9 protein-coding genes are annotated in these 11,046 nt (G+C 67.2%); 1 reads left to right on the top strand and 8 read right to left on the bottom strand.

Annotated elements, in window-relative coordinates; all coding sequences use genetic code 11:
• The 4 genes from VFW45_10770 to VFW45_10755 form a co-directional block, all read right to left on the bottom strand.
• On the bottom strand, window positions 1-872 hold an 872-nt coding region (locus tag VFW45_10770; protein HEU5181269.1), incomplete at its 3' end, for a hypothetical protein.
• 231 nt (window positions 873-1,103) lie between these two features.
• Complete coding sequence (locus VFW45_10765; GenBank protein HEU5181268.1) at window positions 1,104-1,322, bottom strand: hypothetical protein; 219 nt, start codon at window positions 1,320-1,322, stop codon at window positions 1,104-1,106.
• Window positions 1,323-1,585: 263 nt separating this feature from the next.
• Window positions 1,586-1,801, bottom strand: coding sequence for a hypothetical protein (locus VFW45_10760; GenBank protein HEU5181267.1), 216 nt, complete (start codon window positions 1,799-1,801; stop codon window positions 1,586-1,588).
• Window positions 1,802-1,847: 46 nt separating this feature from the next.
• On the bottom strand, window positions 1,848-2,072 hold the full coding sequence (locus VFW45_10755; protein HEU5181266.1) for a hypothetical protein: 225 nt from the start codon (window positions 2,070-2,072) through the stop codon (window positions 1,848-1,850).
• A gap of 307 nt (window positions 2,073-2,379) precedes the next feature.
• Here VFW45_10755 and VFW45_10750 point away from each other — a divergent pair, with 307 nt between their 5' ends.
• Window positions 2,380-3,033, top strand: coding sequence for a glycosyltransferase (locus VFW45_10750; protein ID HEU5181265.1), 654 nt, complete (start codon window positions 2,380-2,382; stop codon window positions 3,031-3,033).
• A gap of 28 nt (window positions 3,034-3,061) precedes the next feature.
• Here VFW45_10750 and VFW45_10745 read toward each other — a convergent pair whose 3' ends face one another.
• The 4 genes from VFW45_10745 to VFW45_10730 all read right to left on the bottom strand — a co-directional run.
• Window positions 3,062-3,607 (bottom strand): hypothetical protein, encoded by a 546-nt coding sequence (locus tag VFW45_10745; GenBank protein HEU5181264.1) that lies wholly within the window; start codon window positions 3,605-3,607, stop codon window positions 3,062-3,064.
• Between the two features lie 24 nt (window positions 3,608-3,631).
• On the bottom strand, window positions 3,632-6,055 hold the full coding sequence (locus VFW45_10740) for an ATP-binding protein (protein HEU5181263.1): 2,424 nt from the start codon (window positions 6,053-6,055) through the stop codon (window positions 3,632-3,634).
• A 141-nt stretch (window positions 6,056-6,196) separates the two neighbouring features.
• The gene (locus VFW45_10735) at window positions 6,197-9,685 is read right to left on the bottom strand and encodes a TM0106 family RecB-like putative nuclease (protein ID HEU5181262.1); all 3,489 of its coding nucleotides are present in this window, start codon (window positions 9,683-9,685) and stop codon (window positions 6,197-6,199) included.
• Between the two features lie 175 nt (window positions 9,686-9,860).
• The coding region (locus VFW45_10730) for a putative metal-binding motif-containing protein (GenBank protein ID HEU5181261.1) at window positions 9,861-11,046 on the bottom strand (1,186 nt) is incomplete at its 5' end.

Raw genomic sequence — 11,046 nt, 5'->3', positions numbered from 1 at the left:
CGGATCGTATACGACAGCCCCAATCCGTAGGTGTAGGGATGGGCGGGTCCTTGGTCGACCTCGAAGGAGAGTCTCCCTCCGTCGGGATCGTCGACCGTGCCGGTGGCTTCGGCATAGGTGTTCCAATAGGTGGCATTGAGCCAGACTTGCATCGGCCGCGATCCCGCGCGGCCGTTCCAGCCGGTACGCACCGAGGTCACCACGGCCCTGAAGTTATCGTCGAAGCCGAGATCGGCCTTGGCGACGTTCAGATCGGCCGAGAAAAACAGCGATCGGTAGCCTCCCGCCAGGGTCATCCCCAATCCTCCCACCGTCCCCGTCATCTCCGTCGGAACCGAGAAGGTGAATTGCCGGGGCGATCCGCCCGGCGCGATCGGCGGCAGCGTCGCCTCGATGTTGGTGGTCGACTCGTTCCAGATGTAGCCGGCGATGGCGTAAAGATTGAGGAACGGCAGGATCCAGACGTCGAACTTCAGGTTCAGGTTGTCGACCCGCGAATCGGAATCGAGCTGCGCGAAATCGCTCACCGAGGAGGGATCGGCTCCGTTGCGGCCTACTCGGACGTCGGAAATGTCGATGGCGCGATCCAGGTGGTAATAAACGAGGCCGACGCCGTAGGTCCGCGGCAGCTCGATCCCGCGCTTGCGCGCTTCTTCCGCCAGGAACGGCAGCCGATGGTGCTGAGGGGCCGACGCTTCGGAGTCGGGCTCCTCGGACGAGGCGGACGCTGGCGCCGCGGGCGGATCGAGGGCCGAATCGGCGCGCGCCGGAGCGCCGGCAACGATCAAGACCAACGCCGCTGCCGCGCTGAAGCGTTGGATTCCGGCGACGGAGCAGAAAGCCGGCACGGACCTTTCAGAAGGAGACGACATCGATTCACTCCTCTCGCGAGACGCATGCCGTCTCGGCCCGGCCGAGATTATTCCACAGCAGGCAGAGACCTTCCATGCACGCGCTGATGACCGGGTGCGCTGCCGGCCGGAATGGTCGGCGAGATCCAGGAGGGGACGGGAAATGAGAAGGGGCTCGTTCAACGGGGACCGCCGCGCGGGAGCAGCAGTCCCCGTTGCTTCAGGCGGACGCGAAACGTGGAAGAAATTCTGCTAAGGGCACACGGGACACATCACCCCGTTCTTCAGGCACACCGGTTCACCGGTGCAGCTGATGCAGCAATGGCTGCTGCCCGGGCAGTGCTTGTCGGCGCAGGTGGCGGCGGCCTCAATCGCGGACGTGGGCTGGGCAGGTGACGCCGGCGGCTTGGCGGCGAGTGCGGCGGCAGCGGCGATCGCGAAGATGGAAGCGCCTAGGAGCAGCATTCTCATGGGAATCTCCTCCAGGAACGGTTTGAGGATCGGGCCATCGTCTCGATGCGGCGCATCCTAGCACTCCGCGGCTGCGAATGACCAGACCCCGGGTCCTGCGACGAAGGAAGTCGTCGCCAGCTCCTGGACGAAGTGCGCGCTGAGCTGCAGGTCGAGGGAAAGAGAGGGGAATCGGCGATGCTGACAGAAGACAAAGCTTGCCGGGGCCCGGATAGCGGGCCCCGGGCTTCTTGATCAGGACTGGCGATGCACGAGCGCGGCTCTCAGGGCTGGGCGCACTCCGGACAGCGCACCACGCAGATCGGATTCCCGGTGCAGCTGTAGCAGCAGCGAGTGCCCGACTTGCAATGCTTGTCGGCGCAGGTGCTGCCGGCCTCGATGACGGCGGTCGGCTGCTGCGGGGGCGCCGGCGGCTTGATGGCGAGTGCGGCGGCTGCGGCGAGGGCGAAGATGGAGGCGCCGAGGAGCAGATCTCTCATGGGAATTCCCTCCAGGGTCGGGTTGAGGAACGGACAAAGGAGATTCTTACTGGGGAGCGCACTCCGGGCACTTCACCCCGCCTTTCAGGCAGACCGGATGTCCGGTGCAGCTGATACAGCAATGGCTGTTCACCGGGCAGTTCTTGTCGGCGCATGTGACTGCGGCTTCGATGACGGCAGTCGGTTGCGCCGGGGGCGCGGGCGGATGGATGGCGAGTGCGGCAGCGGCCGCGATCGCGAAGAGGGAGGCGCCGAGGAGCAGATCTCTCATGGGAATCCCCTCCAGAAGCGGTTTGAGGAACGAGCCATGGTCTCGATGGGGCGCATCCTAGCACCCTCCGGCGACCGCTGACCAGGCCCCCCGCTCCGGAACGGGGGAAAGCGGGAGGGGGTCATCCTACTCCCAGGATCTCTTCCATGTTCTTTTTCCGCTCCAGGTGCCCGTTTCTAGTCCTTTCGGCGCTCCAATTCTAGTATTCAGGAACAAGGCCAGGCTCGCGGACCGTCCCCGGAGCGGTTTCGTGAGCCGAAACGATCCTGAGAAGGAGGCCGGCCCGGCAGTCTCCAGGAGCGACCCCATGACCCATCGAATCAAGGCCAGTCTGATACTCGCGATCCTCGCCTGCCTGCTCCCGATCGGCAGTGTCTCGCCCGCGACGCAGAAGCCGGCCCAGGCGCCGGGACAGCAAAAGAAGAATGCCAGGAGCGACCTGCATGACGCCATGCGCAAGCTGTGGGAGGACCACATCACCTGGACGAGGCTGTTCATCGTCAGCGCCGCAGCCGATCTGCCCGACAAGCAGGCGACCACCAACCGGCTGCTGCAGAACCAAGTCGACATCGGCAATGCCATCAAGCCCTATTACGGGAACGAGGCGGGTGACAAGCTCACGGCCCTGTTGAAAGAGCACATCACGCTGGCCGCCGAGCTGGTCACCGCCGCCAAGGCGTCCGAGAGTGCCAAGGTCGCGGACGCGAACAAGCGATGGGTCGCCAATGCCGATCAGATTGCCGCTTTCCTGAGCGGGGCGAATCCCACGGCCTGGCCCGCCGCCGACATGCAGCAGATGATGCACGAGCACCTCAATCTCACGACGGCCGAGGTGCAGGACCGGCTGAAGGGTGACTTCGAGGCCGACATCGCCGATTACGAGAAGGTGCACGAGCAGATTCTGCGCATGGCCGACATGCTGAGCGACGGCATCGTCAAACAGTTCCCGAAGAAGTTCTGATGAGGAGGGAGGGCTGTCGTGCGGCCGCTTAGTCGACGGTGCCGGTCGATTCACCGGCACAGGCTCGACGCAGGTCGGCCGCTTCCTCGTCGCTCAGATCGGGGCTGAAGTGCAGCAACGGCGCCAGGATGTCGGTCGTCTCGAAGTAGGCGCCGCTGCAGGCGAGATGGATGAAGCCTCCGGGGGAGAAGCGCCCCTCTTCGTAGAAGACCAGACGAATGCGCCACTCGCCTTTCTGGATCGGCTCGTGGCAGTGGCGGCACTTCGCCTGGCTGCTGGGTGAGCGCTCCGCCCCGTCGATGCGCGGCAGCCGGCGCTGTGCCGAGGTAAGGCGCGCCGCGCGCTCGAGCACTTCGGCCTCCGGGACGTTGATTTCACCCTGCCCGAGGGTCTCCAGCATTGCCTCGGGCCGTTTGTAGGCGGCGCACAGCGGATGGAACCAGAGGGTGGTTTCCCCTTCGGCGTACGGGTTCGGGACGCGCTCGCCGAAGCGCAGCTCTCCCTTGGCGATGGATCTGGCGCAGCCACGGCACCTGGCGCGGCCGCTCGGAGCATTCTCGAAGACATGCGGCATCAAGACCCCATTCGAGGGCGTCTCTCAGGCTCGTTTCGTTTCCGCGGCTGGAGATGCCAGACGCCGGAGGAGCCCTTCCAGAATCTCGGGATCCGCCGGCTTCACGAGATGGTGCAGGAAGCCGGCCTCCGCTGAGGCGCGCTTGTCCTGCTCGCTTCCATAGCCGGTGAGCGCGATCAGCGCGAGATCGCGCAGCTTGGGATCGGCTTTGACCCGCCGGGCCAGCTCGAAGCCGTCCATTTCCGGGAGCCCGATATCCACGATCAAGACTTCGGGAAGGTCGCTGTGGACGGCTTCCAGGGCCTCGTGCCCGTTTCCGGTGACGCGCACCACATGGCCCTGCTTCTCGAGCAGGAGCCGGAGGCTCCTGGCAGCGTCGGGGTTGTCCTCGACCACCAGGATGCGGCGCGCCGCCGCCTCGTACCGCCCGGCTTCGGGCTCCGGGGACGGCGAAGGAGCCGGGCGCTCGAAGAGCGGCAGCCGGATGACGAACTCGGCGCCTTTTTCCTCCCCGTCGCTGTGGGCCTCGATGCTCCCTCCGTGCAGCTCGACCAGACGCCGCGCCACTGTCAGGCCGATGCCCAGCCCGCCCTGGGAGCGCTCGAGACTCTGGCTGGACTGGGCGAACAGATCGAAGACGCGGGGCAGCAGCTCCGCGGCGATGCCGACCCCGGAATCGCGCACCCTGAGAATCGCCTCCGATCCCTTCCGGGTCAAGGAAAAGAAAAGCTGACCGTGCGTGTCGGTGTACTTGCAGGCGTTCGACAGCAGGTTGACGATGACCTGCTCGAGCCGCGCCGCGTCGCCTTCTACCAGCAGGTCTTCGGCCGGCATGTCGACGCCCAGAGCGTGGCCGCGCGCTTCGCAGAGAGGCCGGACGGCTTCGAGCGCCCGCCGCGCCACCGACTGGAGCGCCACGGGAGCGCGACGCAGGTTGATGCGCCCCTGCGTGATGCGCGCGACATCCAGAAGATCGTCGATCAGGCGCCCCAGCTGCTCGGTCTGCCGGCGGGCGATGTCGAGCGCTTCGTTGCGGTGGGGCCCCTCGACGCCCGCGGCCACCAGGGAATAGCGGATGGCGGCGAGGGGGTTGCGCAGCTCGTGCCCGAGCATGGCAAGGAACTCGTCCTTGCGCCGGGACTGCTCCGCGAGCGCCTGCTCCATCACCTTGCGATCGTGGATATCGATGACCACCGCGACCCAGCCGTCGCAGACGCCGCCGGAATCGAACGTGGGCGTGTAGGTCGCCGCAATCCAGCGGGGGCCGATGGGGAAATGCACCTCCTCTTCGTAGCGCACCTCCTCTCCGCGCAGGACCTGCTCGAACTTGGGGCGCAGCTGCTCGAAGGCCTCCTTTCCGATGACGTCCGCGATGAGCGCCCCGGTGATCTCCTCCACGCCGCGTCCGAGCCAGTCGGCGTACGGGCGATTGACCCAGACATAGCGCAGATCGCGGCTGCAATGAGTCACCGGGGCCGTCATGGTCCCGGTCACGCGCTGCAGCTTCCGGCGGCTGTCCTCGAGCGCCTCTTCGGCGCGCTTGCGCTCCAGCAGGTCGGCGGCCTGGCGCGCCAGGAAGTCGAGATCGGCCAGCTCCTTCAAGCTCGGACGGTGCGGCTCGCTGAAGTGCGTCGAGAAGATTCCCAGCACCTTGCCGGAACCGCTCTTCAGCGGCGTCGACTGGACCGCCCTCACCTTCGCCTCGAGAAGCACCGGTAGCGCCGGCTGCTTCGCGAAGAGCGGGCTCCGGGTGACGTCTTCGACGATGACGCGCCGGGCGAGCAGCAGCGACTCGCCGCAGGCTGCCGATTCGCCCGCCTGGACGAGGGCAAAGAACTCGAGGAAGCGCGGCGGAAAGCCGGCGTGCGCTTCGAGCCTGAGCCTGCCCTCGTCGTCCAGGATCTGCAGCGTTCCCTGATGGGCGCCGCACAGCCACATCGCCACCTGCAGAATTTCGTCGAGGCACTCCCGGAAGGAGATGGCGGGGCTGGCGCAGCGATCCGCGAGCGCGAGCAGTCTGGCCTGGACGTCCTTCTCGTGCATCAGCAGATCGCTGTCGCGCTCCGCGATCCGGGTGCGGGCCGACTCCTCCTGCATCAGCCGCCGCAGGGTGGTTCCCATCGCGGCGATACAGGCCGCCACGACGATGAAAACGCCCAGGGAGAGCGCGTTGGGGAGGGCCAGGGCCGGCAGGCCGGGTTGCGGCAGGGGAAAAGCGTAGATCCCGAGCAGGGCCGACGCGGCCACGGATGACCAGGCTCCGATGGGGCCCCCGAAGAGGGAAGCCGCCAGGACCGCGATGAAGAAGAAGGCCCGGGGGGCCTGGACTCCGAGCAGCGGGTTGAGCAGGAGCCGGAACAACATCGCCCCCGCGGCGCACGCCAGACCTGTCAGGAGGGACGAGACGGTCGAGCGAGGGGCGACGATCAGTGAAGTGAGAGACTTCATGGGCCCTGCCGACGCTGTGGAGTACCGGGCGACCTTCGTGGCTGGGACTTGAAAGGATAGGATAGCGCAAGCGGAACGCGGCTGGAAAGCGCAGGAAGCGGGCGCCGCTCCGGCGGAGGGGAGCCGAGGCCGCTAGTGACACTAGAACAGGGGCTGCTGGATCGGTTCTCGAAGCGGGTCTTGCAGCCGTGGCGGGCGCAGGTCTTCCAGGCGCAGCGCCTTCGCCAGCTCGAGGTAGCGGCAGCAGGCGTTGGCCAGCTGCATCTGCCTCGGCGTCTGGCATTCCGGCTCGAACAGCAGCGGGCTCCCCACCACGACGCAGGCGCACTGCGCGCGCGACGTCGCCACGTTGAAGCGGTTGAGGCTGTAGAGGAACTCCATCCCGCGCGGCGCGTCGGCCGGGCTCGAGGTCGTCATCGAGTAGACGACCACCGGCGCCTCCTGGCCCTGAAACCGGTCCACGGTGCCCACCCGCGCCCCTTCGGGCAGACGCGCCGTCAGATCGGCCACCTGCGCGTTGTAGGGGGCGATGATCAGGATGTCGGCGAGCTGCAGCGCCGCTTCCTTTCCTTCGCGGCTGCGCCACCTCACGCTTCCGTCCGCCAGCCGCCGGACCAGAGCGTCGACCGCTTCCACCTCTTCGGGGCTCGAGCTCTGGTTGCCTTCGTGCCGCACCGCCCTGAACCAGAGCCCGGCGCCGGCGATCGGCGCCGGATCCAGAATTGCCTGACGCTCCAGATCCGGCAGCGGCTCGAGCCGTGCGTCGTAGAAAAGAGCCGAGGTGAATCGGCAGATCGCGGGGGGAAGCCGCCAGGTCTGCTCCAGGAAGAGGCCGCGGTTTTCTTCGATGGTGTTACGCCCCTGCAGCAGGTGCGCCAGCGCCGAGATGTCGGTCCCTTCGGGGTGGCTCCCTTGCAGAGGCTGGTCCAGCTGGCGCGGATCGCCGAGAAGCACCAGGACGCGGGCGCACTGCGCGATGGCGACGACATTGGCCAGTGACATCTGTCCGGCTTCGTCGACGAAGAGGACGTCAACCGCCTGGAGGAACTCCGGCCGGGACCAGAGCCAGGCGGTCCCGCCAAGGACGCTCGCTTCGCCCGATTTCAGGATGCCCAGCGCCCTGGCGTTGTCGCCAATCGCCGTGATTCCTCCGGCTTCCCCTTCATCGTCCTCCGGCCCCTTGTGGGCGCAGCGCGGCGCCGCCTCGGCCTCCCGCGCGGCTTCCACGACCTTGTCCAGCAGGTTGCGGATCACCTTATGGCTCATGGCGCAGACGCCGACTTTCTTTCCGGCGCGCACCAGGTCGCAGATCATGCGGGCCCCTGTGTAGGTCTTGCCCGTTCCGGGCGGGCCCTGGATCGCCAGCGTGCCGCTCTGCAGGCGCTTCACCAGCCGGCGCGCGGCGTCGAGCCCGCTCTCGCCGGGGCGGCGCAGCGGCTCGCCCGCCTCGCCCAGGACGCCCGGCGCTCGCCCGAGGAGAAGATCGCGCGCCGCGCGGTGATCACCCGGCGCATCGATGCCGTTGTCGGCGACCCAGTGCCCCAGCCTCAGCAGGGAATCCGACAGGGCCTCGATGCGCACCATCTCCTGCGAGAAGACGCTGGTCGGATGGATGGACTGGCTGCTTCCCGCCTTGCGCACCTCGACGAAAAGCTTCCCCAGGTCGATCGATTCCACCTCTCCGAAATCGCGGTCGGCGGGAATGGGAAGTCTCAGCTTGTCGCCGCGCCGGATGCTCGTTTCCTGGGCTGGGAAGCGATAGCGATCCACCGTGCGGCGCTTGATCATTCCGACATTGCCGGCATGCGACAGCCCGGAGATCGCCGATTTCTCGTCGAGGAGATCCTCGTCGGAGAGCTCCCGCAGGCGGAAGTACTCCCACCAGCCTGCTTTCTGCTCGCGGCGGTGCCATTCCAGCAGGTAGGCGAGCAGCCAGCGCGCCTGCTCCTGCTCCGTGCGCGCGGCGCGCTCCGCCGGCAGGCCCGAAAGCAGGGCGGCCATCACCTCCTTGACCTCGCGATCGCGCTCCGCCACGTTATCGCTGGGCTGCCCTTCGCCCGGCACCGGCCGGGGGATGCCGTCGCCTTTCGCCTCCAGCTCGCGGCGCACCGTCTCCAGCCAGCCCCTCAGCTGCAGCGTCGAGAAGCAGTCGTCGCGGTTGTATCCTTCGACCTTCCGGCGCACCTCGGCATCGACGGCATCGAGCTTTTCCAGCTCGAGGGCCCGCTGCACCACGCGCAGCTGCACACCCGCTTCACGCAGATCGACCGAGCGCTCGAAGCCGTACAGCGCCTCGACCTTCTTGAGCGAGTACTCCTCCACGCTCGCCCGGAGCGCCTGCCGCAGGACGGCGTGCAAGTCCACGAACCGCTCTCCCCGCAGCAGCCGGTCGATTTCGTTCTCGCGCGTCGCATAGCGTCCCATGAGGCGCTTCAGCGCGGCGGGCTCGTAAGGCGCGAAGTGGTAGACGTGCAGATCGGGGTGGGCTTTCCAGCGCTGCATGACGAGATCGATGAAAGCCTCGAAAGCGGCGCGCTCGGCGGCGGGATCGAGGCCCCACTGGCACCGGTACTCCGGGCGGCCTTCGGCATCCAGCGCCGCCCAGCCGAAAAGGTACTCGCGTCCCGCCTCGCCGACGAAGGGATCGCTCTCCAGGTCGAAGAAGAGATCCCCGGAGGAGGGATCGGGCAGGCGCTCGAAACCGAGCCGGTCGCGGCGCGGCAGCAACTCGTACAGCGCCCGGCCCGCGACCCGCCCGTCGCGCTGCACGCGTGCCTGCTCGCGGGCGCGCTCGTAGCTTTCCACGGCGCCGCGGGACGGCTTCCAGCCCAGGGGCAGCGGCTCGTCGGCGAGCGCCGCGAGGGTCTTCACGCTGCGTCCTTCCAGCTCGCGCGTCTGCAGGCGGGAGATGCCGGCGACCAGGCTCAGGTGGTCGTCGCGGTGCCGCTGCCGGTCGCAGGCGGGCCACCAGCGGCAGACGTCGCAATGCGGCACCGGCAGGGGATAGGTTCCCGGCGCTGAGGAGGCGGAGACCAGAGCCTCCAGCCGCTGCCGGACCAGGCGGTAGTAGGCCAGGTAATCCTCGACCCGGTAGCGGTCGGGCGAGAAATCGGGACGCGGCGGGACGACGTACATGAACTCGGGGCGCGCCCCCTGGCTTGCTTCGAGCAGGTCGGAGTAGAGGCAGATCTGCAGGACCGAGCCGGCCTTCGTCTCGCGCGACAGCTTCGTGTCCCACACTTCGTACGACCAATCTCCAAGGCGGCTGCGCAGGGGTACGCGCCGGAGCACGTCGGCCCGCCCCGTCCATCGCCCCTTTGCCAGCGTCGCCTGCGCAATGACGTCGACGCCGTCGCGCATCGCTGCCAGCGTGCGCTCCAGACCGGTGTGCTCGTCGGGGCTGGGACCGAGCCGGGCGATGCGCAGTCCCTGGCGCTCCAGGTGGTCGAGAAAGGCGGCTTCATGGTCGGCCCCCAGCTCCCGCAGGATCGCCGCGTCGGGAGAGAACCAGTCGGGAATCCGGCGCAGCCCGAGCGCCGTCTCCAGGTCGAGATGGCTCAGATGGTGGCAGGCGAGATGGTTCGCGAGGTCGGTGGCGGTGAGGCGCAGCAGGTCCCCTTCCTGCCTCATCGCATGTGGTCTCGCTCGATGGACATCGTGCTCATCATTCGGTGTGTGGCGCCTCGCGCGCGCTCGTTTCAGCCGGGCCTCCGCTCGAGCGTAGAGGAGTCCATTACACTAACCCAACCGGGCATCGCGTGGATCATGAAACCGTGGCGGGAGTCGGCGTGCGGTCGGAATGGAATCAAGGACAGGCAGGGATGAGGCGCTCCGTCCCGGTCGTGGCGAAGCCGTAGGTCCCGATCCCGCAGGAGTTCCTGGCGCGCACCAGGTACCAGGTTCCCGAGCCGACAGCGGGATTCGAACGGCTGTCGACATAGGGATTGGCGCCGCTCGATTGCAGGCAGACGGCGGAAGGCAGGTTCAGTCCGGCCGCACCGGTCAACGCGCCGGAGGTCACGTCATAGGTCGTCCCCGGACCGATCAGGGGACCAAGCTCGAACCACCCCAGGCCGGTCATGGCTCCGGCACTCAGCTCGAGGTCGAACACTTCCACCGGGTAGTCCCACGCCCCCGGATCAGCGTCATTGCAATCGCCGAAGCAGGTCGAGACCCCGTCTCCATCCTGATCGAAGTTGGCGTCGTCGATGAACCCATTGCAGTCGTTGTCGGCCTGATCGCAGATTTCCACGGCGCCGGGATAAGTGGTGGGATCGGCGTCGTTGCAATCACCGGAGCAGGTCGTTACCCCGTCCGCATCCTGATCGAAGCCCTCGTCCACGAGCGTGTCGCAGTCGTTGTCCAGCTGGTCGCAGGTCTCGGGGGCTCCGGCATGGACCGCCGGATTGCCGTCATTGCAGTCGCCCAGGCAGGTCGTGACGCCGTCCGCGTCCTGATCGAACCCCTCGTCTACCAGCGAATCGCAATCGTTGTCCACCTGATCGCAGATCTCGGGGAGGGGCTCGTCGACCGTTCCGTCGCAGTTGTCGTCGGCTCCGTTGCAGACTTCCGGCGCGCCGATATGGATGTCCGGATTGTAGTCGTTGCAGTCGGTGCAGGCATTGGCTGTGTCGCCGTCGAGATCGAGAAAGCCCTCCTCGACCGACCCGTTGCAGTTGTCGTCCTTGCCGTTGCACAGCTCCAGGACGCCCGGATGGACGGCGGCATCGGCATCGTCGCAATCTCCGCCGCAGGCGGCGAAGCCATCGCCGTCGGCGTCAAGGAAGCCGTTGTCCCGAATCCCGTCGCAATCGTCATCCACGCCGTTGCAACTTTCCGTGGCTCCTGGATGAATCGCGGAGTCGTGATCATCACAGTCTCCGCCGCACGCGGTGAATCCATCCTGGTCCTGATCGAGATCGAGGGGAGCCGGGGCATATCGCCCCCCGGAGTTTAATGGCCCGGCAGAGGACCCGCCCCAGACAATCATC

Source organism: Candidatus Polarisedimenticolia bacterium (genome assembly GCA_035764505.1).
Lineage (GTDB): Bacteria > Acidobacteriota > Polarisedimenticolia > Gp22-AA2 > AA152 > AA152.
Note: the sequence above shows the minus strand (reverse complement) of the source record. Positions and strands in the feature narration are given on the sequence as shown.